This window comes from Streptomyces sp. NPDC054863 (assembly GCF_053610825.1).
The window spans coordinates 1-21,685 of the sequence record NZ_JBSGZD010000121.1 but is presented as its reverse complement, the minus strand read 5'-3'; the positions used below and the strand labels follow the sequence as shown (position 1 = coordinate 21,685).

Sequence of the window (21,685 nt, the reverse complement as noted above, 5' to 3'; positions counted from 1 at the left end):
CGGTAGCGGTGGGATTTGAACCCACGGATAGCTTGCACCATCACACGCTTTCGAGGCGTGCTCCTTAGGCCACTCGGACACGCTACCGAGACAGAGTCTAGCCCACCCGAGGCAGTGCTTCGAAACTCGTATCCGCAGCTCCCGTCAGCGGTCGCGGAAGAACGCCGTCAACTGCGCCGCGCACTCGGCCTCCCGTACGCCCGCGATCACCTCCGGCCGGTGGTTGAGCCGCCGGTCCCGTACGAGGTCCCAGAGCGAGCCCGCCGCACCGGCCTTCTCGTCGCGCGCCCCGTACACGACCCGCTCCACGCGGGACTGGACGATCGCGCCCGCGCACATCGTGCACGGCTCCAGGGTGACCACCAGGGTGCACCCGGTGAGCCGCCACCGCCCGAGCCTGTCGGCGCCCCGGCGGATCGCCAGTACCTCGGCGTGCGCCGTCGGGTCGCCGTGCAGCTCGCGCTCGTTGTGCCCGGTGGAGAGGACCTCCCCGGCCGGGGACAGCAGGACGGCGCCGACCGGCACGTCGCCGGCCTCCGCCGCCGCTGCCGCCTCGGACAGGGCGCGCGTCATCGCCGTACGCCACGGATCCCGTACGGGGTCGTCGGCGTCGTGCGGTGGAACCGGTGGCACGTGGGGTGGAACTTGCGAGGGAACCTCCTGCACTAGCGCACGGCCTCCAGGATCTCGGCGGCCCCCAGCGCGTCGGCGATGTCCGACAGCGCGTCGCCGCCGAGCGCGAGGAGCTCCTTCTCCGTCATGCCCAGGTCGGCCAGGATCAGCCGGTCCCCGACGGGGCCCGTCGGGACGGGGCCCGCCTGTGCGGGGACGAGGGCGGTCCCGTCGGCTTCGATCTCCACGGCCCCGGCGGCTCCGGGGTCCGGAGGGTCGCTCTCGCCGTCCTCGGTGCCGTCGAGGTCCAGCGAGTCCAGGTCGACGGAGAGATCTTCCCCGTCCGTGCCGAGCAGCTCGTTGGTGAGGATCTCTCCGTACGAGGATCGGGCCGCGGCGGCTGCGTCCGAGACGTAGATCCGCGGATCCTCCAGTTCCTCCACGCGGACGACGCCGAACCAGGCGTCCTCCTGCTCGATGAAGACGAGGACCATGTCGTCGTCGGACGAGCCCTCGCGGGCCAGTTCGACGAGGTCCGACAAGGACTCCACGTCGTCGAGCTCCGTGTCGCTCGCTTCCCATCCGTCTTCGGTGCGCGCGAGCAGTGCGGCGAAGTACACCGTGACTCTCCCACTGGTCAGAGGTGACGATTCAGCGGCGCTCAGAAGGCCCCGCCCACTCGGAATCGTGGCAGAAACCGCGGCCGAGCGAGAGGTCTTCTGTGCTTGCGTCGTGCATCAGTCCGGTGGGTGAGGCGTGCGCGGGGGTGTACGAGGGGGCGCGGCGCTACCAGCGGAAGGTTCGCATCCGCATCTGTTGGCGCATTCTGGCCGCTCGGGCCCGCCTCGGCTGGACCCGGTCGCGCAGCTCCTTGGCCTCGTTCAGTTCGCGCAGGAACTGGGCGCGTCGCCGTCTGCGCGCCACGTCGCTCTCCTGCGCCCGCCGCTGTTCCGATTCCTGCTCGGTGCGGGCGGTGTCCTGTTCCGGCTGCTGCTGCGTCATGGACCGCACCGTCCTGATGAGACGTGGTTGGTACGTCTTCACCTTCCCTCCGGTCGCCGGGATGATGCGAGCGGGGGCCGCGACGGGCACAGGTCCAGCACGCCCGGTTACTGTGGAAACATGCGGATACACGTCGTCGACCACCCGTTGGTTGCGCACAAACTCACCACGCTGCGCGACAAGCGCACCGATTCCCCCACCTTCCGGCGCCTCGCCGACGAGCTGGTCACCCTGCTCGCGTACGAGGCCACCCGGGACGTGCGCACCGAGCAGGTCGACATCGAGACGCCGGTCACCCCGACCACGGGCGTCAAGCTGTCCTACCCGCGCCCCCTGGTCGTCCCGATCCTGCGGGCAGGACTGGGCATGCTCGACGGCATGGTCCGGCTGCTGCCGACCGCCGAGGTGGGCTTCCTCGGCATGATCCGCAATGAGGAGACCCTCCAGGCGGAGACGTACGCGACCCGGATGCCCGAGGACCTCTCCGGCCGCCAGGTGTACGTCCTGGACCCGATGCTGGCGACCGGCGGCACGCTCGTCGCGGCCATCCAGGAGCTCATCAAGCGCGGTGCGGACGACGTCACCGCGGTCGTGCTCCTCGCCGCGCCGGAGGGCGTGGAGGTCATGGAGCGCGAGCTGGCGGGGACGCCGGTGACGGTCGTGACGGCCTCGGTCGACGAGCGGCTCAACGACAAGGGCTACATCGTGCCGGGACTCGGCGACGCGGGCGACCGGATGTACGGCACCGCCGAGTAGTTCCGCAGGCGGTTCTTCACGCCGCTTCTTACGGCCGTGAAAAGAAGTCTCAGCACTTGCTGCCGGAGGGCGCGGGCGCGGGCCTGGTCAGAGCGACCAGGGCCTGGTCCGCGTCCTTCTTGGCGTCCAGGGACTTGAAGGCGTTGCCGATGATCAGGTCGACCTCCTGCCCGCCGCGGGAGTCGGCCTTCTTCTCGGCGCCCTTCAACTGGGTTCCGAGGACCGGGAGCTGTGCTTCGAGGGACTGGGGGGCGCCGATCAGCAGGCCGGTGCCCTTGACCTTCTTGTCGTACTCCTTCGGCGCGTTCTCGAACCGTACGATCTTGAAGCCGCGCTTCGCGAGCTCGTTCGCGACCTGCTTGGCGAGGCCGCTGCGGCCGGTCGCGTTGTAGACGACGACCTTGACGGCGGACGGCTCGGGGAGCTTCTTCGCGTTCTTCGCGGGGATCGCGGGGGTGGTCGCGGCGGGCTTGCAGTCGGGCTGCTTGCCACCGGCCACGGCCTTCTTCTCACCGCCGGTGAAGACGTCGATGAGCTGCATCGTTCCCCAGCCGGTCAGGCTGAGCGCGACGACGGCCGCCACTGCCAGGAGGACGATCCTGCGGCGGCGGTGGGGACGGCGCATCCGGGGATAGGCGTTACCCGTAATGCGGTACTTTCCGCCCATGCCGGGGGGAGTCAGCATGCTCATGGGCGCAGCGTAGTGCCGTCCAGAGGGAATGCGTACTAAATGATCAACGAATGGGTCAATCACCGACCCAAAAGGGCCAATGGGACACCCGAGTGCCACGTGGCCGGGAAGTCCCTTGCGGGTCGGCCCAGTTCGGGTCGGCCGTCCGGGGGCGGCCCCGTCCCGGTCAGCCCAGTTCGAGGACGCGCGCGTGCAGCACCTGGCGCTGCTGGAGCGCGGCGCGGACGGCGCGGTGCAGCCCGTCCTCCAGATAGAGGTCGCCCTGCCACTTCACGACGTGCGCGAAGAGGTCTCCGTAGAAGGTGGAGTCCTCGGCGAGGAGGGTCTCCAGATCCAGCTGGCCCTTGGTGGTGACGAGCTGATCGAGGCGGACCGGGCGCGGCGCTACATCCGCCCACTGCCGGGTGCTTTCCCGGCCGTGGTCGGGATACGGCCGGCCGTTTCCGATGCGCTTGAAGATCACACGGAAAGCCTACCGGGGAAGGTGCTCCGGGCGCAGCCATGAGGGAGGGATGCAAAGGTCGTATTCACTGCCAGAACGGGAGCAAACGATGAGCGGAAGTACCCCCTCCGGTGACATGGGCAGCGCTTTGGGTGCCGAGGCGAGGACCATCGCGGACGGATATGCCGTCACCGGGCCGGCTCTGGAGCTCGGCGCGCTGCTGTGGGGCGGGGTCTGTCTGCCCGAGGCCCGGATCCGGATCCCGCTCGCCGTGCTGAACCGGCACGGGCTCGTCGCGGGCGCGACGGGCACCGGCAAGACGAAGACGCTCCAGCTGATCGCCGAGCAGCTGTCGGCGCAGGGTGTGCCCGTCTTCCTCGCCGACATCAAGGGCGACGTGTCCGGGATCTCGGCACCGGGCGAGGAGAACGAGAAGGTACGGGAGCGGGCGGCGGCCGTCGGGCAGGAGTGGGCCGGAACCGGCCATCCGTGCGAGTTCTACGCGCTGGGCGGGATCGGGCCCGGGATTCCGCTGCGGGCGACGGTCACCAGCTTCGGCCCCGTACTGCTGTCGAAGGTGCTCCAGCTCAATCAGACGCAGGAGCAGTCGCTCGGGCTGATCTTCCACTACGCGGACTCCAAGGGTCTGGAGCTGGTGGACCTGAAGGACCTGCGCGCGGTCGTCGCCTTCCTCACCTCCGACGTGGGAAAGCCCGAGCTGAAGGGGATCGGCGGACTGTCGACGGTGACGGCCGGGGTGATCCTGCGGGCGCTGACGGCCTTCGAGCAGCAGGGGGCGGGGGAGTTCTTCGGGGAGCCCGAGTTCGACACGAGCGAGCTGCTGCGGCAGGCGCCGGACGGGCGGGGCCTGGTGTCGGTCCTCGAACTGGCCGCCGTACAGCGCAGTCCGCAGCTCTTCTCCACCTTCCTGATGTGGCTGCTCGCGGACCTCTTCTACGGCCTCCCCGAGGTCGGCGACCTGGACCGGCCCAAGCTCGTCTTCTTCTTCGACGAGGCGCACCTCCTCTTCAACGGGGCGTCGAAGGCGTTCCTGGAGTCGATCACGCAGACGGTGCGGCTGATTCGCTCGAAGGGGGTCGGCGTCTTCTTCGTGACCCAGACCCCGAAGGACGTACCCGCAGACGTCCTCGCCCAGCTCGGCAACCGCGTGCAGCACGCGCTGCGCGCCTTCACGCCGGACGACGCGAAGGCGCTCAAGGCGACGGTGCGGACCTTCCCGAACTCGCCGTACGACCTGGAGGAGGTGCTGACCGGCCTCGGGACCGGCGAGGCGGTGATCACCGTACTGGGCGAGCAGGGCGCGCCGACGCCGGTGGCGGCGACCCGGCTGCGGGCGCCGCAGTCGCTGATGGGGCCCGTGGGGGACGAGGCGCTGGACCGGGCGGTCAAGTCGTCGCTGCTGTACGGGCGTTACGCACAGGCGATCGACAGGGAGTCGGCGTACGAAAAGCTCCAGGCCGCGGCGGCTCCTGCTGAGGTCCGGGCTGCTCCTGAAGCCGAGGCCACCCCGGTGCGGGACGACCCCTCGCTGATCGAGCAGGTGGTGGGGAGCGGGATGTTCAAGTCGCTCGCGCGGTCGATCGGGACGCAGCTGGGCCGCGAGATCAGCCGGTCCATCTTCGGGACCTCGCGCCGGCGCCGGTGAGTTTCCGGTCCGACGGCGGTCTTCACAGACAGACGGTTTCACTTCTGGATCCACTTTTCCGGATCCACTTCCGGTGAGGAGTACGAGATGAGCATCGCCCGGGGTTTCACCACGTGCCTGTGGTTCGACGGCAAGGCGGAGGAAGCGGCCGACTTCTACCTGTCGGTGTTCAAGGACGGCTCGCGCGGGCGGACCCTGCGCTACAACGAAGCAGGTCCGGGGGTTCCGGGGTCGGTCGTGACCGTCGAGTTCGAGATCAACGGACAGCGCTTCGTGGCGCTGAACGGCGGCCCGATGTTCCGCTTCAGCGAGGCGGTGTCCTTCCAGGTCGACTGCACGGACCAGGCGGAGGTCGACCACTACTGGGCCCGGCTGACGGAGGACGGCGGCGAGGAGAGCCAGTGCGGCTGGCTGAAGGACAAGTACGGGGTGTCCTGGCAGGTGGCCCCGACGGAACTGATCGACCTGATCGGCGACGCGGACCAGGAGAAGGCGACGCGGGCGACGCAGGCGATGTACGGAATGAAGAAGATCGACATCGCTGCGGTACGGCGGGCGCACGCGGGGGAGTAGGGGGTGGCCCCGCTGCCCGAGGGGGCTAAGGGGGAGCAAGTCAGGGGCGCGGGGAACTGCGCGACCAGCCACGACGCACCCGCACGAAGACCCCGGCCCCCCCCCGCCGATCAGAACGGCTTGGTGGGCAGGTACTTGCCGTCCAGCGTGATGACCGCCCGCTCGCCGCCCTCGGGGTCGGCCACCTTCTGCACGTCCAGCTTGAAGTTGATCGCCGAGATGATGCCGTCGCCGAACTCCTCGTGGACCAGGGCCTTCAGCGTGGTGCCGTAGACCTGGAGCATCTCGTAGAAGCGGTAGATCGTCGGGTCGGTGGGGATGCCGCCGTTGCCGACGATGCTGCCGCGCATCGGGACGGTCTGGAGGAGCAGCACGGCGTCGTCGTCGAGACCGAGCAGCCCGGCGACCGTGCGGGCGGCGTCGGCCGGCAGCGGGTGCTGGCCGAGGAGCGCGGCGGTCACGAAGGCGACGGAGAGTCCCGTCGGCTCGGCGATCTCCTTCCAGGACAGGTCACGCCGGGTCTTGGCCTCGATGGCGGCGACGGTGAGCTGCTGGCGGGAGTTCTGGTCGGCCTGGGCGTGGAGGTTGTTCACGGGGGATCTTCCTTCTTCCGTACGTACGAACGTGGGTGGGTGGGTCAGACGCCTGCGGTCAGCAGGGCCGCCGCGCCCGTTGCGGCGTCGAGGGTCTCGATGCGGCCGGAGCCGATGTCGTAGACCCAGCCGTGCAGGGCGACCTCGTGGCGGGCCAGGGCGCGGGCCACCGAGGGGTGGGTGCGCAGGTTGGTGAGCTGGGCGAGGACGTTCTCGCGGACCAGGGCGGTGACGCGGTCACCGTCGTGGGGGGTGGCGTCGAGCAGGGCCCGGGAGGAGTCCGCGTGCCGCAGCCAGTCGGCCGTGGCCGGGAGGGAGGACATGTCGGTGCCGGTGGCGAGCGCGGTCATCGCGCCGCAGGCGGAGTGGCCGCAGACGATGATGTCGGCGACGCCGAGGGCGTTCACCGCGTACTCGATGCTGGCGGCGATGCCGTCCGCGCCCTGGCCGTACGGCGGGACGAGGTTTCCTGCCGTACGGATGACGAACAGCTCGCCCGGCTCGCGCTGGGTGATCAGCTCGGGGACGACCCGGGCGTCCGAACAGCCGATGAACAGGGCGTTCGGGGTGTGGGCGGTGGCCAGTCGCCGGAAGAGCTCCGCTCTGGGCGGGAAGGCCTCGCGCCGGAAGCGCTCGACCCCTTCCTCGAATACTGCTGCGATCTCCTGCATGGGATCACTCCTTCCTGCGGTGCCGGGCTGTCTGTCCGACGTGCTCCACCATGCATGAGCTGGACCTATAGAGTCCAAGAGTTGCTGTCGCTGAAAGTGATAGTTGACATCTATAGTTGTCTGCATGGCTCTGGAACTGCGGCATCTCCGCTATCTGCTCGCCGTCGCCGACCACGCGAACTTCACGCGTGCCGCCGAGGCCCTGCACATCTCGCAGCCGACGCTGTCGCAGCAGGTCAAGCAGTTGGAGAGGGCGCTGAAGGTGCAGCTGCTCGACCGCTCCGGGCGGGCGGTGCGGCTCACCGACGCGGGCGAGGCGTACGCGGCGTACGCGCGCCGGGCGTTGCGGGACCTGGCGGCCGGCGAGCGGGCGGTGCTGGACGTGGGGGACCTGTCGCGGGGGACGCTGCGGGTGGCGATGACGCCGACGTTCACGACGTATCTGATGGGGCCGCTGGTGGCGGACTTTTGCGCCCGGCACCCGGGGATCTCGCTCGACGTACGGGAGACGACGCAGGCGCGCATCGAGGCCGAACTGCTCGACGACCGGCTCGATCTGGGGGTCGGCTTCACGGGGGAGCACGCGGCGGGGGTCGCGGCGACGGCGCTGTTCGAGGAGGCGCTGGGGCTGGTGGTGGGGGCCGGCCATCCGTGCGCGGCGCTGGACGTGGTCCCGCTGGAGTCGCTCGCAGGGCATCAACTCGCGCTGCTGAGCGGGGACTTCGCGACCCGTCGGCACGTCGACGCGTACTTCGAGCGGCAGGGGGTCCGCCCCGGAGTCGCGGTCGAGGCGAACTCACTGAGCGTTCTGGTCGAGGTCGTCGGCCGGGGCACTCTGGCGACCGTGCTCCCGGAACCCATCGCCGCCGATGACGACCGGCTGCGGCGCGTGCCCGTCGAACCCGCGCTGCCCGTGCGGACGGCCGCGCTGCTGCGCCGGGAGTCGGCGTACCGGAGCGCGGCGGCGCGGGCCTTCGAGGAACGGCTGGTGGAGTGGGTACGGGGGAGTGGTTACACGTCCCCGGGCGCGCGGGCCGGGGACGAGGTGGCCCCCGCCGTGCGGTCGGACGTTTAACGGGCAGGCGGTCAGGCGGCCACCGGCGTGCGGGCGGACGCGCCCGGCCGGGAGTCGCGCCACGGGTAGTCGTGGGCGCGGAACGCCTGGGCGAGCGTGTGCCGGGAGGCCTGGCGCGGGGTGCGGGCCAGCTGGCGGCCCGCCGCGTCGAGCACCACGAGGTCCCGGCCGTCGACGTACACGTCCGCCACGTCCGCCCGCGCCAGGGCCTTCGCCTTCTTGCCGTCGCGCGGCTCGATGCCGAGCGAGGCGTCCGTGACGGTCACCCGCGTCGAGTCGGCGACGGCGACGTACGCGGCGAGCAGTCCGAGGGCGGTGGCCGCGAGGGCGCACAGCGCGATCTGCCAGGGCTGGTCCAGGCCCCCGAGGGCGGCGAACACCTTGCCCAGCGGTCCCGCAGCCGCACTGTCTGTCCAGCGGGCGAGCGCCGGCAGCAGGAAGCCGATGCCGAGTCCGACGGCGGGGAAGCCGACGAGGATGCGCAGGAGACGGGTGCGGGAGTACCCCAACACCGTTGGATTCACTGGCTGGTCGTGGCTCATCCTGGGTCCCCCGTCGGCTTCCCCCGTGGCAGGGCACGTCGGGTGCCCGTGGGGGTTTCAAGCCTAGCCACCGGGGGGACGGGCAGCCATCCGTCCATGGGTGGGGCCGCAGTGACTTTGGTATGCCCCTTTGGATGTATGCGTGTCCTCCTTCGCGCGTACGCCGTCGTTCCGCCGTCCGCCCGGTCAGAAGCCCGGAGTGAGGGTGATCGCCCCGGGCCTGCGGGCCGCGAAGGCCAGCGACTTGACGGTGGAGGCGCAGATCTGTTCCTTCACGAGGGCGGCGGGCTTCCCGGTGAGGACGAGCTCCCGGGGCGAGTCGTCGCTGCGGACCGACTGCACGAGCCCGTTGCGGCGGCCGAGACTGATGCACTGGAGGACGTACGAGACGGGCTGTGCGACCGGGCCCTTGCCGCGTCCCTCCGCGATGATCGACGTCGCGACCCGCGACCCCATGGGCAGTGCTGCCGCGCACGACATCCGGTGGGTGCCGCCCGCGTCTCCCGAGACGTAGATCTCCGGGTGCGAGACGGACCGGTGCGCGGCGTCGACGTCGATGCGGCCGAGGGAGTTGAGGGCGAGTCCGGCGTCGGCGGCGAGTGTGGTGTGCGGGACCATCGACGCCGACCAGACGACCGCGTCGGCGTCCACCGTGTCCGGGTCGGTGATGCGGTGGCCCTCCTCGATGCGCACGCCGAGCGAGGCGAGTGTCCTACGGAGGTGGGCGCGGCCCTTCGCGGAGAGGCCGGGGGCGAGCGTGCCGGAGGTCAGGAGCCGGACCTGCCAGTCGCGGCCGTGCCGCTCGGCGAGCTCGGCGGCCATCTCGATGCCCGTCAACCCGCCGCCGACGACGGCCAGTTGACCGGGACCGTCCAGCAGGCGCTTGTGCAGGGACGGGGCGGACTCGGCCGTGAAGAGGCGTTCGGCGTGGCGGTCGGGGAGGCGGGTGGTGGAGCCGAGGGCGTACACCAGGCGGTCGTACGACAGGACCCGGCCGGTGTCGGTGGTGACGGTGCGCGCGGCGGGGTCGAGGGAGACGGCGAGTCCGGTGTGGTGGGTGATGCGGGTGCGGCGCAGGAAGCGGTCGAGCGGGTGGGTGACCTCGGACTCGGGCCGCCCGGCGGCGACCTCGTGGAGCCGGACGCGTTCGGTGAGGTGGCCGACGGGGTCGAGGAGGGTGACCCGGGCGTGCGGGGACAGCCGGAGGGCTGCCATGAGGCCGGAGTAACCGGCACCGATGACGACGACGCGCTGCTGGGCCTGCGCGTCCTGCTGGGCCTGCTCGAAGGTGTTCATGTACGGGGGACGACGCGGCGGCCGGAAGTGTGAGGTGACGCCCGTCACAGGGGGTGTGGATGCGGCTACAACGCCTGGAAGTCCAGGTGGCCGAGCTTTTCCGGGTTCACGACGACGTCGATGCCGATGATCAGTCCGTCCTCGCCGACGGTGAAGGCCAGTACGCCCCGCTGGCCGATCGCGGGACCGTCCAGGACGAGACCGGGCACGCCGTTCACGTCGTAATGGAGCAGGCGCATCGTCGCCGGGTCGAACGCGCGGTAGAGCCGCTGGGCGACCATCGCGACCCTGGCCGCGCCGAGCACCGGCTTGCGGGCCGCGGTGACGAGCCCGCCGCCGTCGGAACGCCAGACGGCCTGCGGGTCCAGGACGCTGAGCAGCGCGTCGAGGTCGCCGCCCCCGGTGACGGCGGCGAGGAAGGTGTCCACGGCCCGCCGGTGCTCGGCGCGCGCCACGGACCGGCGCGGCTTCGCGTCCCGTACGTGCTTGCGTGCCTGCGACGCCAACTGCCGTACGGAAGCAGGTGACTTGTCCAGTGCTCCGGCGATCTCCGGGAACGGCACGTCGAAGACGTCGTGCAGCACGAAGGCGGTGCGCTCGGCCGGGGTGAGGCTCTCCAGGACGGTGAGCATGGCGGTGCTGACGGACTCGTCGAGGGTGGCGCGCTCCTCGGGTCCGTCGGCGGCGGGCGCGGTGACCAGCGGCTCGGGCAGCCACGGGCCGACGTACCGCTCGCGGCGGGCGCGGGCGGAGGTCAGCTGGTCGTAGCAGAGACGGCTGACGGTGGTGGTGAGGTACGCGCGGGGGTTGGCGGCGGTCCCGTCGTCGAGGGCGTGCCAGCGCAGCCAGGCCTCCTGCACGGCGTCGTCGGCGTCGGAGACGGACCCGGTGATGCGGTAGGCGACCGCGTGGAGGTGACTGCGGTGCTGCTCGAACTGGGCCTGGTCCGCCATGGGTTCCGCTCCGTGGTGTGCGGGATGTGGTCCCCCGAGAATACGGCGGACCCCGCGCTGTCAGGATGTGCCCATGGCCACACTCCTGGCGTTCTTCGCCCATCCCGACGACGAGGTCCTGCACGCGGGCGGCACGCTGGCCCGCGCGGCGGCGGAGGGACACCGGGTGGTGCTGGTGTCCGCGACGGACGGGGAGATGGGTCCCGTACGGGGCGAGCCGGTCCGGCTGGACGAACTCCGGGCGAGCGGTGACGCGCTGGGAGCCTCTCGGGCCAGGTGCCTGGGGTACGCGGACAGCGGCCACGGCAAGGACCTCTACCCGGACCCGCCGGACCGGCAGCGCTTCGTGCGGGCCCCACGGGAGGAGGCGGCCGAACGCCTGGCCGCGATCCTCCGCGAGGAGGGGGCCGACCTCCTGCTGACCCACGACGCGGGCGGCGGCTACGGCCACCGGGACCACGTACGGGCGCATGAAGTGGGGCTGCGCGCGGCCCGACATGCCGGTGGCATCCGGGTGTTGACGGCCGCCGTCCCCCGCACCGCACCGCTCCGCCTGCTCCGTGCGACGTCCCTGCTGCGCTCGCCCCGCAGCGTCCGCACCGCGATGCTGCGCATCGGGTACACCCCGCGCGCCACCGTCACCCACACCATCGACGCCCGCCGCTACGCCGCCCGGAAACAGGCGGCGCTGGCCGCACACCGGTCGCAGGTGTGGGGCACGGGACGCAGCGCGGCGGCGTTCCGGGCGCTGGTGCGGATGCCGGTGGGGGTGTTCGGCGTGCTGCTGGGGCGGGAGCGGTTCGTGGAAGTGAAGAGGGGCTGACGCGCAGGAGGCCGATGAGGGCGCCGGTCGGGAGGGGAAGCGGGAGCACGTCGCGGCACCGGACCTGATCCGTCCGGGCGGATTCTGCTGCCAGGACTGATTGTCAGACCCCTGTGGAAGCATTCTTCACGTCAGCTGTAAACGACGTGGTTTGCGGGTGGGGGGCATGATTTCTTCGTACGGATGTGAGGCGTGCGGCGGGCCGCAGGGCAGGTGGCGGCCGGTGCTGGGGCGGGCCGTGTGTGCGGCGTGCGAGCGGGCCGACGGTGGGCGGGAGCCGGTGCTGCTCGCCGAGGTGCTGGCGAGCACCGCCATGGAACTGGGCTCTGCGGCGCGGCAGTTGCGGGCCGTTCCCGATCCGCGTACCTCCGGGGGCACGTCGTGCAAGCGGTGCGGGGCGGCGGCCGAGTGGCACCGGACGGTGCGCGGGAAGTGGATTCTGATCGAGCCGGGGGAGCGGGTGGTGGGGTCCGTTCCTGCGGGCAAGCGGTGGCGGATCGCGGGGGACGGGACGGCTGTCAACCTCGGTTCGGCGATACCGGCGGACACCTGCCGGATCAGCCACTTCGACCTGTGTCCGGCGCGGTCGGCTGCGGTGGCGTAAGGGGTGCCACGGGGCTCGCGAAAGTTTCTCCGCCGGGCGGTCACACTTCCGCGGGGCGGCGAGTCATAGGGGTGTACGGGCCGAGCGGCCCGGCCGGAGCGGGTAGACAGTCCGCTGCGGAGTACGCCTGATGACCTGAGTTCGCCTGATGAGGAGCCCCGCCATGTCGAGCACCTACGTTGTCGTGACCGTCGTCGCCGCTGTCATGGTCGGTTTCTCGGCCGGTTCGGCCGCCTTCGGCGCCAAGTGGGCCGTGGAGCCGATGAAGGACTACGGCGTCCCGCAGGCCTGGCTCCCTCGGCTGGCGGCGGCCAAGGCGGCCGGCGCGGTCGGACTGCTGGTGGGGCTGGCGGTGCCGGCGATCGGGCTCGCGGCCGGGATCGGCCTGGTCCTGTACTTCGCCGGGGCGGTCGTCACCGTGGTCCGCGCCCGCTGGTACGCGCACATCCCGTTCCCGCTGGTGTACGTGGCTCCGGTGGTGGGGGCCCTGGCGCTGGGGCTGGCGGCCTGAGCCCCCGGGCCGTCGCGGCCCACGGCCCCGTACCGCTGGTGGTTCACAGCGCGGCGGGGTCCAGGGCGTCGGCCATCGCGCGGTAGCCCGCGTCGTTGGGGTGCAGGTGGTCGCCGCTGTCGAAGGCCGGGTTGATGCGCTCCGGGTCGGCCGGGTCGGCGAGGGCCTTGTCGAAGTCGACGTACGCGTCGTACGCGCCCGAGGTGCGCACCCACGCGTTGAACTCGTCGCTCGCCACTGCGGCACGCTTGCCGTAGTGGTCGGAGCCGCCGAGCGGGAGCAGGGTCGCGCCGACGATGCGGACGCCCTTCGCGCGGGCCTGCCGGATCAGCTCCTGGTGGCCGTTGATGAGGTCGCGGCCGGTGATGTCCGGGGCGGGCTTGTAGGTGGGCCGGGTGTTCGTCTCCCGGTAGCCGATGTCGTTGAGGCCTTCGAGGACGACGACCGTGCCGACGCCGGGGAGGTCGAGGGCGTCGCGGGAGAAGCGGTTCGTGGCGCGCTCGCCGTACCAGGCGGAGTCGTTGAGGACGAGGTTGCCGCCGATGCCGGAGTTCAGGACCGGGCGGGGCTTGCCCAGGGACTTCAGGCGGGCGGCGAGGGCGTCGGAGTAGCGGCGGTCGGCGTTCGGGGTGGAGGCGAAGCCGTCGGTGACGGAGTCGCTGAAGAGGACGATGGCGCCCCGCTGCTGCTTCGTACCGCTGACGCCGGCCGCTCCGCCCACCTTGTCCTTTCCGCTGACGTCGACGCCCGAGAGGAAGTACCAGGACTCGGTGGACTCCGTGAAGGTGGCGGCCGAGCCGTCGGCGGCGTGGTCGCCGGTGGCCCGGTAGGAGTCGGTGAAGGACTGGGCGTGGAAGGTCGCGGGGCCGGTCGTCCGCTTGAGGTAGAGGGTGACGGAGACCTGGTCGCCCGCGGTGAGGCCGAGCCGGGCCGGGTCGCTGGAGAGTTGGCCGCCCGCCGGGACCGCGGTCGACTTCCGTCCGCCGAAGGTGAGTTCGCGTACGGTGCCCGCTCTGACGGCCGCGCCCTCGTCCGTACGGGCCACGGTGGCGCGCTCCACCTGGAGCGGGGCGGTGCCGTACGCGTTCGAGAGGCGGATGCGGGCCTGCGTGCCGCCGGCGGTGACGCGGACGACCTGGCGCAAGGTGTGGTTGTCGAAACCGGCTTCCGACCAGTTGGGCTTGAAGCTGACGGAGGGGCGTTGCGGGGAGGCGGCCCAGCCCGCCGTCCAGGCGGGGGCGTTCTTCGCGGCGGCCTTCCGTGTCGAGGGGGAGGATTCCGTACGGTCCACCGCCACGGCGGTCGTTCCGGCGCTCACCGCGAGGGCGACGGTGACGGCGATGGCGGACTTGCGGGCACGTGAAAGCACGGCATCTCCAAGGGAGTTGGTCTTCGGTGGCGAGTCCGAACCGGACTCCTCAAAGATCTCCCGCCGTCCCGCCCCGAACAACGCCGATTCATGCAACGATCGATAACTCAGCGCAATCGATCCGCTCGGCGGCGGGACGCACGGGGGTGTGTGGCGGTGATGGAACGGCACGAGACGGAGATCTTCCTGACCCTGGCCGAGGAACTGCACTTCGGACGCACGGCGGAGAAGCTGCTCGTCTCGCAGGCCCGGGTCAGCCAGGTCCTCAAGCGCCTGGAGCGGAAGATCGGCGCCCCGCTCTTCGACCGCACCAGCCGCAGCGTGGGCCTGACCCCCCTCGGGCGTCAACTGCACGCCGAACTCGGCCCGTTGCACGCGCAGATGCTGGCGGTCGTCCAGCGCGCCATGGCCGCCGCGCGCGGCATCGACGGCGTCCTGAACGTCGGATTCCTGGGCTCGGGGGCCGGCCAGCTCACCCGCGACATCCAGCGGACCTTCCGCGAGCGCGCACCGGGGTGCGAGGTCCGGATGCGGGAGGTGCAGTTCGCGGACCCGCTGGGAGCGCTGCGGGCGGGGGAGGTCGACGTGCTCTTCACCCGGCTTCCGGTGGAGGAACCCGACCTGACGGTGGGCCCGACGGTCGTGTCCGAGTCCCGGGTGCTGGCGGTCCCCTGCCACCACCCGCTCGCCCACCAGAAGACGGTGTCGCTGGAGGAGGCGGCGGGGGAGCGCTTCTTCGGTGTGACCGGAGGGGCCCCGGCGTACTGGTGGGACGCCCAGGTCCCGCGCCGGACGCCCGGTGGGGCGGTCCTGGAGCGCGGCCAGGACGTGTCGACGTTCCAGGAGATGCTGTCGATGATCGCCGCCTGCCAGGGCGTGTCGCCGGTCGTCGCCTCGGTGGCGACGTACCACTCCCGCCCCGACCTGGCCTACGTCCCGCTCGCCGACGTGCCGAACAGCGAGGTCGCCCTGGTGTGGCGTACGGGCGGCACGAACGCCCGCTCCGAGGCGTACATCGGGGCGGTACGGGACGCGGTGGCCGCCCACGGCGGGCCGATGGAGCTCTGACCTGCGTCGCGCCCTGGCTGCCGCGGTGGTGGACGGACGTGGAGGCGGCGGAGGACCTGGGACCTCCGGAGAAGATCGCGAGGGCGGAGGTGGGTCGCTGTTTCACGTGAAACCGTGCTGAGTCGTTGTTTCACGTGAAACACCGGGCGGAGTACGGGGAGTTGTGGGCCCCGCACCCCGCTGCCGGTTCCCGTACTAGCTGGTCACGCCCTCGTGACCGTGGCCGCCGTGACCGCCGCTCCCGCTGTCACCGCCGGTCGTCGGCTTCGAGACGACAGGCTTGGAGAGGGAGTTCAGGTCGTGCGCGTAGGTGCCGACCGCGTTCGCGATGACGTCGACGTTGATGTCGAGCGCCTTCTTGTTGATGTTGGTGATGTCGTCGCACTTGGAGTGGTAGCACTTGTCGTACGCGACGCCCGCCTCACCGCCGAACTTGACCGCCTGCGCCGGCGTCTTGATGCCCTCCGCGCCGGTGAAGGTGCCGCCCGAGGGGATGCCGACGCCGATGAACGGGCCGTAGTCCGAGCGGCCGTCGAAGTCGGTGCCCTCGTGCGGGAAGTTCTTGCTGTCGAGGAAGTCGTTGATGCCCTTCTCGATCTGGGCGGAGCCCTCCGGGCCTGCCGGGGAGCCGACGCCGTCCGAGTTGTCGCCGTCGTACACGAACTGGCCGAAGTTCGGCGAGCCGATCATGTCGAAGTTCAGGTAGAGCGCGATCTTCTTGCGCTGCTCGGGGGTGAGCTTGGCGACGTAGTCCTCGGCGCCGAGCAGGCCCAGCTCCTCCGCCGACCACCAGGCGAATCGCACCTTGTTGGCGGGCTTCTTGCCGTCCTTGGTCGCCTTCGCCAGCTTGAGGGCGACCTCGATCAGACCCGCCGAGCCGGAGGCGTTGTCGTTGATGCCCGGGCCTTCGGCGACCGAGTCCAGGTGCGCGCCCAGCATGACGGTCCTGTCCGCGTTGCCGCCCTTGGTCTCGGCGATGACGTTGCGGGTGGTCTTGACCTGCTGGAGCTGGCGGATGTCCAGGGTGACCGTGACCGGGCCCTTGGCGATGTCGGCGGCCAGTGCCTGGCCGTCGGCCTGGGTGATGCCGCCGGTGGGGAGCTTGGCGTCCTCGGGGCTGCCGAGGGTCCCGTTGAGGGCACCGGCCACGTTGTTGTAGATGATCGCGCCGACCGCGCCCGCCGTCGCCGCGGTGGCCTGCTTCTGTGCGAACGAGCAGCCGCCGCGCTGGATCAGGGCGATCTTGCCGGTGAACCCGGCCGCGTAGTCACCCGCCTCGCAGCCGGTGGTGGCGTCGAGGGGGACGTGCCCGACCGCTGCCTTCAGGCCACCGACGGGCGTGGACTTCGTGTACGACATCGCGATGATGTTCACGTCGCGGGGCGCCGGGGTGTCGACGGTGAGCTTCTCCGCCTGCGTCTCGATGTACGTGAAGTCGAACTTCTCGTAGTGGACGTCGTAGCCCGCCTTCTTCAGCAGGCCGAAGACGTACGCCCCCGAGGCGTCGTGGCCCAGCGAGCCCGCGGCACGGTTGCCGCCCGCCGAGTCCGCTATCGCCTGGAACTGCTTCAGGTGCTGGTACGCGCCCTCCCCGGAAGAGTCCGCCACCAGCTTCTTCGCGAGCTTGGCGGCGTCCTTCGCGGGGTCGGAGCCGCTGCGCTGCGCGGTGGCGGGGGAGGCGGCGGCGAGCAGGAGGGGCGTGGCGATGGCCAGGGACGCCACGGCGGCCATGGCTCTGCGACTGCGGGACGAAGCGTTCACAGGAGTCCTCTCGGTGCGAACAAAATGTGAGGGGAAGCTAGCGACTCCTGGAGCGTCTGGGAATGCCTGCGTCACAACTCACACCCGGGATTCTGCTGGCGGGCCTCGTGACGGGCGCGCGAGAGCGGCCGAATGGCGCTCTTGTGTCACCCGGGTTGTGTGCGAACCAAGTTGGGTGCACACAAGCGGCGGCCCGGCCCTGCGCTGCGGACACACCGCGCACCTCGCCGCGTACCGGCTGGCCCCGGTCCTCGGCGCGCTGCTCGGGGCAGGGGCGTACGCGATCAGCGGGCGGCGGAAGTACCGTGCGCTGCCGGAGCTCCCTCGGGTGCGGACGGGGTGACGGCGGGGGAGACGGCCTCGGGCAAGGCGGCCCCGGCCGTCCCGCCTGCGACAGCTTCACCGCCGGCCCCCCGCCCCGTACGGTCGCGGAGTCCGAAGGCGCCCACGGCCGCCCCCAGCACCGCCGCACCGAGCGGCACCCACAGTGCCGCGTGGTACCCGTCGAGCAGATCGGCCGGTGAACTCCCGCTCGTGGCGGCCACGTTGACCGCGGTGGCCCCCGCGAGCCCGAGCGCGGCGCCGAACTGGAACGACGTGTAGAAGAGCCCGCCCGCCAGCCCCTGCTCCGACTCGTCGACGCCCTCGGTCGCCACGATCGTCATCGGCCCGTACGTCAGCGAGAACGCCAGCCCGAGCAGCAGCATGCTCGGGAACATCGCCAGGTACGTCCAGTCCGCTGCCACCGGCAGGAACAGCGCGTACGCGAGAGCCGCCGCCAGCACCCCGCCGAAGATCACCCGGGCGTTGCCGAACCGCGCCACCAGCCGGGGGGTGAGCGTCGGCGACAGCACCGCGTCCAGCCCGATGACGAGCATCGCGAAGCTGGTCTCCAGCGTGGACCAGCCGCGCAGCTCCTGGAGGTAGAGCACGACCAGGAACTGGAACCCGAAGAATCCGGCCGCCAGGAGCAGCCCGGAGAGGTTGGCGCGGACCAGCGCGCCTCCCCGCGCGCCCTTCTCCGAGCGGAAGATGCCGAGGCGTACGACGGGGGTGCCGCCCGCCCGCTCCACCCGCCGTTCGATGAGTACGAAGCCCACCAGGAGGGCCAGTCCGGCGCCGAGCGTGGCCGCGGTCCGGCCGGGGGCGGTGTGCGCGGCACGCTCCACCCCGAGCACCAGCGTCACGATCGCGGCGGTCACGGTGACCCCGCCCGCCAGATCGAGGCGCTGTCCCGTTGCCCGTCGCGTCCGCTCCGGGCGGGGAGTCTTCGGTACGAGCGCGAGCGCGGCCACCAGGATCAGCGCCGACAGCACGACCGGCGCGAAGAACACCCAGCGCCAGCCGAACGACGTGAGCAGCCCGCCCACGACGAGCCCGATGGAGAAGCCGCCCGCAGCGGTGCCCGAGTAGATGAGCAGTGCCTTGTTGCGCTGCGGGCCCTCGGCGAAACCGGTGGTGATGATCGACAGCCCCGCCGGGGTCATGAAGGCCGCCGCGACCCCGGTCACGAAGCGGGCGGCGACCAGCATCCAGCCGTCGTCCGCGAACCCGCCGAGCCCGGAGAACACCAGGAAGACCGCGAGCCACAGGACGAACATGCGGCGCCGCCCGAAGAGGTCGGCGGCGCGTCCGCCGAGCAGCATGAAGCCGCCGTAGCCCAGGACGTACGCGCTCATGACCCACTGCAACTGGCCGGTGGAGAGCCCGAGATCGGCCCGGATGGAGGGCAGCGCCACATTGAGCATGGCGATGTCGATGCCTTCGAGGAAGATGGCCCCGCACAGGACGAGCAGGACGCCCCACTGGCGGGTGGACATGGTGAGTGATGCGGCTCGGAGAGCGGGCGATGTGGTCACTCGTTCACCTTCGGCGGGGCGCGCACCAGGAACAACGCCGAAGAAAGCAACGTTCGTTCAACTGGGCTTACCGATCCGGCAGGCCCGCCCGCCCCACCGGTCCCGCCCGACCCACCGGACCTGCCGGGCCCGGACCCACCGGACCCACCGGGCCCGCCGATCCGCCCCGGGAGCACTCCATGGAACGCGACGAACTCGAATGCTTCCTCCTCCTCGCCGAGGAGCTGCACTTCGGCCGCACCGCCGACCGCATGCGCCTCTCCCGCGCCCGCGTCAGCCAGCTGCTGGCCCGCCTGGAGCGGCGCGTCGGCGCGCCCCTGTTCGTCCGTACGAGCCGCCGGGTGGGCCTCACCGCGCTCGGCCGGCAGCTGCGCGGCGACCTGGAGCCGCACCACCGGGCGATCGGCGAGGCCCTCGCCCGGGCGGTCGAGACCGCACGCGGCATTGACGCGACCCTGAATGTCGGATTCTCCAGCCCATTGGCCGGGGAAATCGTCATGAAGACGGCAGACGTGCTGCGGATCAGCCATCCCCAATTGGCGGTGGAAATCTGCGAGGTGCCGCTCGCCGACCCCTATGGACAGTTGCGCAGCGGAGAATTCGACGTACAGCTGACGGAATTCCCGGCCAAAGAAGCCGATTTGGGGACGAGCGCGGCCCCGCTCCTCACCGAGCAGAGGGTGCTGGCGATCGGCTCGGGGCATCCGCTTTCGGCACGCGCCTCGCTCTCCCTGGAGGACCTCGCCGGAGTGCCCCTGCTGCCGGCGATCGGGGAGCTGCCGGAGTACTGGCAGGAGTACCTCGCGCCGAGCCGCACGCCCGGCGGCCTGGCCATCGCGCGCGGCCCGGCGGTGACCAACATGCAGGAGGCGCTGGTGCTGGTGGCGGCCGGAAGGGGCGCGCTGCTGGCCGCCGCGCACACGGCGACGTACTACACGCGCCCCGGCATCAGCTTCGTGCCCTTCGCGGACGCGGAGCCGGTCGGGCACGGGCTGGTGTGGCGGGCGGGCGACGAGACGGGCGCGGTACGGACCTTCGCGCACGCGGCGCGGGAGGTCGCCAGGGCCGAATTCGCCAAGCAGTCCTGAACACCCGGGTGTTAATCACATCACAGAGAAAACACCGGGACCGTGGGCAACTGTCCCGAATGCTCTGATTCGCGTCGCCGGTTGTTCTTCCGCCCTTGTGCCGGGCGTCGAATTCCCCTTCTCCGGGCGGTTTCCCGGTCGTACGATCACGAAGCTGCCGCCCGCGTGAGCAGAGCTCCGCACGGCGCCCCACTCTCTTTTCCTTTGCTTGTTCCTTCGTTGCTCACACCCAGAAAAGGGCTCGCGTGAAGATTCGCCGCATGCTCGCGACGGCCGTGGCCGCCGCCGTCACCACGCCCGTCCTGCTGCTCTCGGCAGGCCCGGCGTTCGCCGCCGACCCGACGCCGCCCGCGCAGGCACAGGCCCAGAAGCCCACCAAGGACGAGCTTGCCAAGCTCGCCAAGGCGGCCGAGGCCGCGCAGAAGAAGTACGACGAGGCGCTGGCCGCCGTGGCCACGGCTCAGGCGGCGGTGGAGGCCGTGACGGCCGACACCACACCGCTCGCGGTGAAGGCCGCCGAGGCGAAGAAGGCCGCCGAACAGGCGGGCACCGCGAAGACCACGGCCGACCTGGCGGTCACCGAGGCCAAGGCCGCGCTGGCCAAGCTGCCGACGGACGCTCCCCCGGCGGACCGGACCGCGGCGGAGAAGGCCGTGACGGACGCGGAGTCGGCAGCCACGGCGGCGGCCACCGCCAAGGAAACGGCCGACGGCGCGTTCAAGGACGCCAGGAAGGCCCTTGACGACGCCCGGGTCGACGCGTTCCGCACCCTCAACTCCGCGACCGCGACCGCGACCAACGCCAAGGCCGACAAGGACGCCGCGGACAAGGCGCTGAAGGCCGCGCAGGACGAGGCCGCCAAGCCCGACCCGACGAAGCCGCCGGTCGACCCCACCAAGCCCCCGGTGGACCCCACGAAGCCGCCGGTCGACCCGACGAAGCCGCCCGTCGGCGAGGACTGCAAGGTCGGCGCACCGCTCGGCACCACCCTGGTCGGCCTGCCGTCCAAGATCGTCGCCGGTACGACGGTGAACTTCACCCTCCGCGTCACCAACAGCACCGGCAAGGACCTCGACGAGGTCAAGCCGTTCGCCGTGGTCTACGGCGGCAGCAAGTCCGACTACAACGACATCGGCGACCTGCTGCACCTGCAGTCGGCCGGCGCCGGCTCCTCCGACTGGAAGGACGTCGGGGAGGCCCAGTACGCGGGCACCGTCACGAACCTGAAGGCCGGTAAGTCCGCCGACCTGAAGCTCCGTCTCACGGTCGACAAGAAGGCCCCGGCCGCCGACGGCATCGCCTTCGTCGCCGGTGACTACTGGAACGAGAACGGTTCCTGCGGCGGCAACGAGATGCAGGAGTACACCTTCTCGATCCTCGCCGCGGGCAGCAAGCCCGGCAAGGTCGACGACGCCACGTCCACCCCGGTCAAGAACCCCACGCAGGTCCCGGTCCCGCAGGGCGGCGCGTCCACGGTCCCGGTGACCACCGACGGCAGCCTCGCCGCGACCGGCGCGGAGGGCACCTCGCAGCTCGCCCTCGCGGCAGGCGCGGCGCTCGTGCTCGGCGCGGGCGCGGTCTTCGTCGCACGCCGCCGGAAGACGAACCAGCAGGGCTGATCGCAGTGGCCCGCGGCGGGCAGCAGGGCTGATCGCGGTGGCCCTCGGCGGGCAGCAGGGCTGACCGCGGTGGCCCGCGGCAGGCAGCAGTGAACGGGAGGGGTGGGGCGG

At 71.3% G+C, this 21,685-nt stretch carries 23 protein-coding genes and 1 tRNA gene; 10 read left to right on the top strand and 14 right to left on the bottom strand.

Going from position 1 to position 21,685, the window contains the following annotated elements; genetic code table 11:
• The 4 genes from ACWGIG_RS21685 to ACWGIG_RS21670 all read right to left on the bottom strand — a co-directional run bounded on the left by ACWGIG_RS21685 (position 1) and on the right by ACWGIG_RS21670 (position 1,614).
• Positions 1 to 87, bottom strand: a tRNA-Ser gene (locus ACWGIG_RS21685).
• A 57-nt stretch (positions 88 to 144) separates the two neighbouring features.
• The gene (gene tadA / locus ACWGIG_RS21680) at positions 145 to 573 is read right to left on the bottom strand and encodes a tRNA adenosine(34) deaminase TadA (protein ID WP_453323277.1); all 429 of its coding nucleotides are present in this window, start codon (positions 571 to 573) and stop codon (positions 145 to 147) included.
• Positions 574 to 665: 92 nt separating this feature from the next.
• Positions 666 to 1,232 (bottom strand): tRNA adenosine deaminase-associated protein, encoded by a 567-nt coding sequence (locus tag ACWGIG_RS21675; protein WP_453323275.1) that lies wholly within the window; start codon positions 1,230 to 1,232, stop codon positions 666 to 668.
• 166 nt (positions 1,233 to 1,398) lie between these two features.
• Positions 1,399 to 1,614, bottom strand: a complete 216-nt coding sequence (locus tag ACWGIG_RS21670; protein ID WP_453323274.1) for a hypothetical protein — start codon at positions 1,612 to 1,614, stop codon at positions 1,399 to 1,401.
• Between the two features lie 120 nt (positions 1,615 to 1,734).
• Between ACWGIG_RS21670 and upp the strand changes: the two genes are divergently transcribed.
• A complete protein-coding gene (gene upp, locus ACWGIG_RS21665; RefSeq protein WP_453323273.1) occupies positions 1,735 to 2,370 on the top strand; it encodes a uracil phosphoribosyltransferase in 636 nt (211 codons plus the stop codon).
• Positions 2,371 to 2,419: 49 nt separating this feature from the next.
• Here upp and ACWGIG_RS21660 read toward each other — a convergent pair whose 3' ends face one another.
• Both ACWGIG_RS21660 and ACWGIG_RS21655 read right to left on the bottom strand, forming a co-directional pair.
• The gene (locus ACWGIG_RS21660) at positions 2,420 to 3,061 is read right to left on the bottom strand and encodes a LytR C-terminal domain-containing protein (RefSeq protein WP_453323272.1); all 642 of its coding nucleotides are present in this window, start codon (positions 3,059 to 3,061) and stop codon (positions 2,420 to 2,422) included.
• 166 nt (positions 3,062 to 3,227) lie between these two features.
• Positions 3,228 to 3,524, bottom strand: coding sequence for a type II toxin-antitoxin system VapB family antitoxin (locus ACWGIG_RS21655; protein ID WP_003955420.1), 297 nt, complete (start codon positions 3,522 to 3,524; stop codon positions 3,228 to 3,230).
• Between the two features lie 88 nt (positions 3,525 to 3,612).
• Here ACWGIG_RS21655 and ACWGIG_RS21650 point away from each other — a divergent pair, with 88 nt between their 5' ends.
• Both ACWGIG_RS21650 and ACWGIG_RS21645 read left to right on the top strand, forming a co-directional pair.
• A complete protein-coding gene (locus ACWGIG_RS21650) occupies positions 3,613 to 5,169 on the top strand; it encodes a helicase HerA-like domain-containing protein (RefSeq protein WP_453323271.1) in 1,557 nt (518 codons plus the stop codon).
• An 87-nt stretch (positions 5,170 to 5,256) separates the two neighbouring features.
• Positions 5,257 to 5,742 (top strand): VOC family protein, encoded by a 486-nt coding sequence (locus ACWGIG_RS21645; protein WP_453323270.1) that lies wholly within the window; start codon positions 5,257 to 5,259, stop codon positions 5,740 to 5,742.
• A 110-nt stretch (positions 5,743 to 5,852) separates the two neighbouring features.
• On the opposite strand, the gene cynS is transcribed toward ACWGIG_RS21645, so the two are convergent.
• Positions 5,853 to 6,335 (bottom strand): cyanase, encoded by a 483-nt coding sequence (gene cynS / locus ACWGIG_RS21640; RefSeq protein ID WP_453323269.1) that lies wholly within the window; start codon positions 6,333 to 6,335, stop codon positions 5,853 to 5,855.
• Positions 6,336 to 6,379: 44 nt separating this feature from the next.
• Positions 6,380 to 7,006, bottom strand: a complete 627-nt coding sequence (locus ACWGIG_RS21635; RefSeq protein WP_453323268.1) for a carbonic anhydrase — start codon at positions 7,004 to 7,006, stop codon at positions 6,380 to 6,382.
• 124 nt (positions 7,007 to 7,130) lie between these two features.
• Here ACWGIG_RS21635 and cynR point away from each other — a divergent pair, with 124 nt between their 5' ends.
• The gene (gene cynR / locus ACWGIG_RS21630; protein WP_453323267.1) at positions 7,131 to 8,081 is read left to right on the top strand and encodes a transcriptional regulator CynR; all 951 of its coding nucleotides are present in this window, start codon (positions 7,131 to 7,133) and stop codon (positions 8,079 to 8,081) included.
• An 11-nt stretch (positions 8,082 to 8,092) separates the two neighbouring features.
• Here the strand turns inward: cynR and ACWGIG_RS21625 are convergent, their stop codons facing one another.
• The 3 genes from ACWGIG_RS21625 to sigJ all read right to left on the bottom strand — a co-directional run bounded on the left by ACWGIG_RS21625 (position 8,093) and on the right by sigJ (position 10,872).
• On the bottom strand, positions 8,093 to 8,605 hold the full coding sequence (locus ACWGIG_RS21625) for a YqeB family protein (protein ID WP_453323266.1): 513 nt from the start codon (positions 8,603 to 8,605) through the stop codon (positions 8,093 to 8,095).
• A gap of 204 nt (positions 8,606 to 8,809) precedes the next feature.
• Entirely contained in the window at positions 8,810 to 9,919 is a 1,110-nt protein-coding gene (locus tag ACWGIG_RS21620; protein ID WP_453323265.1) for an NAD(P)/FAD-dependent oxidoreductase, read from the bottom strand.
• A 65-nt stretch (positions 9,920 to 9,984) separates the two neighbouring features.
• Positions 9,985 to 10,872 (bottom strand): RNA polymerase sigma factor SigJ, encoded by an 888-nt coding sequence (gene sigJ, locus ACWGIG_RS21615; protein WP_453323264.1) that lies wholly within the window; start codon positions 10,870 to 10,872, stop codon positions 9,985 to 9,987.
• 73 nt (positions 10,873 to 10,945) lie between these two features.
• On the opposite strand from sigJ, the gene ACWGIG_RS21610 reads away from it, so the two are divergent.
• From ACWGIG_RS21610 to ACWGIG_RS21600, 3 genes are all read left to right on the top strand, one after another.
• Positions 10,946 to 11,695: a PIG-L deacetylase family protein gene (locus ACWGIG_RS21610; RefSeq protein WP_453323263.1), complete on the top strand. Its 750-nt coding sequence runs from the start codon at positions 10,946 to 10,948 to the stop codon at positions 11,693 to 11,695.
• A 166-nt stretch (positions 11,696 to 11,861) separates the two neighbouring features.
• A complete protein-coding gene (locus ACWGIG_RS21605; protein WP_453323262.1) occupies positions 11,862 to 12,299 on the top strand; it encodes a DUF6083 domain-containing protein in 438 nt (145 codons plus the stop codon).
• Between the two features lie 163 nt (positions 12,300 to 12,462).
• Positions 12,463 to 12,810: a DoxX family protein gene (locus tag ACWGIG_RS21600; protein WP_453323261.1), complete on the top strand. Its 348-nt coding sequence runs from the start codon at positions 12,463 to 12,465 to the stop codon at positions 12,808 to 12,810.
• A gap of 43 nt (positions 12,811 to 12,853) precedes the next feature.
• Here ACWGIG_RS21600 and ACWGIG_RS21595 read toward each other — a convergent pair whose 3' ends face one another.
• Complete coding sequence (locus tag ACWGIG_RS21595) at positions 12,854 to 14,179, bottom strand: SGNH/GDSL hydrolase family protein (RefSeq protein WP_453323260.1); 1,326 nt, start codon at positions 14,177 to 14,179, stop codon at positions 12,854 to 12,856.
• Between the two features lie 159 nt (positions 14,180 to 14,338).
• Between ACWGIG_RS21595 and ACWGIG_RS21590 the strand changes: the two genes are divergently transcribed.
• Positions 14,339 to 15,247, top strand: coding sequence for a LysR family transcriptional regulator (locus ACWGIG_RS21590; RefSeq protein ID WP_453323259.1), 909 nt, complete (start codon positions 14,339 to 14,341; stop codon positions 15,245 to 15,247).
• A 195-nt stretch (positions 15,248 to 15,442) separates the two neighbouring features.
• Here the strand turns inward: ACWGIG_RS21590 and ACWGIG_RS21585 are convergent, their stop codons facing one another.
• Both ACWGIG_RS21585 and ACWGIG_RS21580 read right to left on the bottom strand, forming a co-directional pair.
• On the bottom strand, positions 15,443 to 16,978 hold the full coding sequence (locus ACWGIG_RS21585) for a M28 family metallopeptidase (RefSeq protein ID WP_453323276.1): 1,536 nt from the start codon (positions 16,976 to 16,978) through the stop codon (positions 15,443 to 15,445).
• A gap of 314 nt (positions 16,979 to 17,292) precedes the next feature.
• On the bottom strand, positions 17,293 to 18,828 hold the full coding sequence (locus ACWGIG_RS21580) for an MFS transporter (RefSeq protein WP_453323258.1): 1,536 nt from the start codon (positions 18,826 to 18,828) through the stop codon (positions 17,293 to 17,295).
• Between the two features lie 218 nt (positions 18,829 to 19,046).
• On the opposite strand from ACWGIG_RS21580, the gene ACWGIG_RS21575 reads away from it, so the two are divergent.
• Together ACWGIG_RS21575 and ACWGIG_RS21570 are read left to right on the top strand one after the other, a co-directional pair.
• On the top strand, positions 19,047 to 19,955 hold the full coding sequence (locus tag ACWGIG_RS21575) for a LysR family transcriptional regulator (RefSeq protein WP_453323257.1): 909 nt from the start codon (positions 19,047 to 19,049) through the stop codon (positions 19,953 to 19,955).
• 260 nt (positions 19,956 to 20,215) lie between these two features.
• On the top strand, positions 20,216 to 21,574 hold the full coding sequence (locus tag ACWGIG_RS21570; RefSeq protein ID WP_453323256.1) for an LPXTG cell wall anchor domain-containing protein: 1,359 nt from the start codon (positions 20,216 to 20,218) through the stop codon (positions 21,572 to 21,574).
• The last annotated feature ends 111 nt before the right edge of the window (positions 21,575 to 21,685 follow it).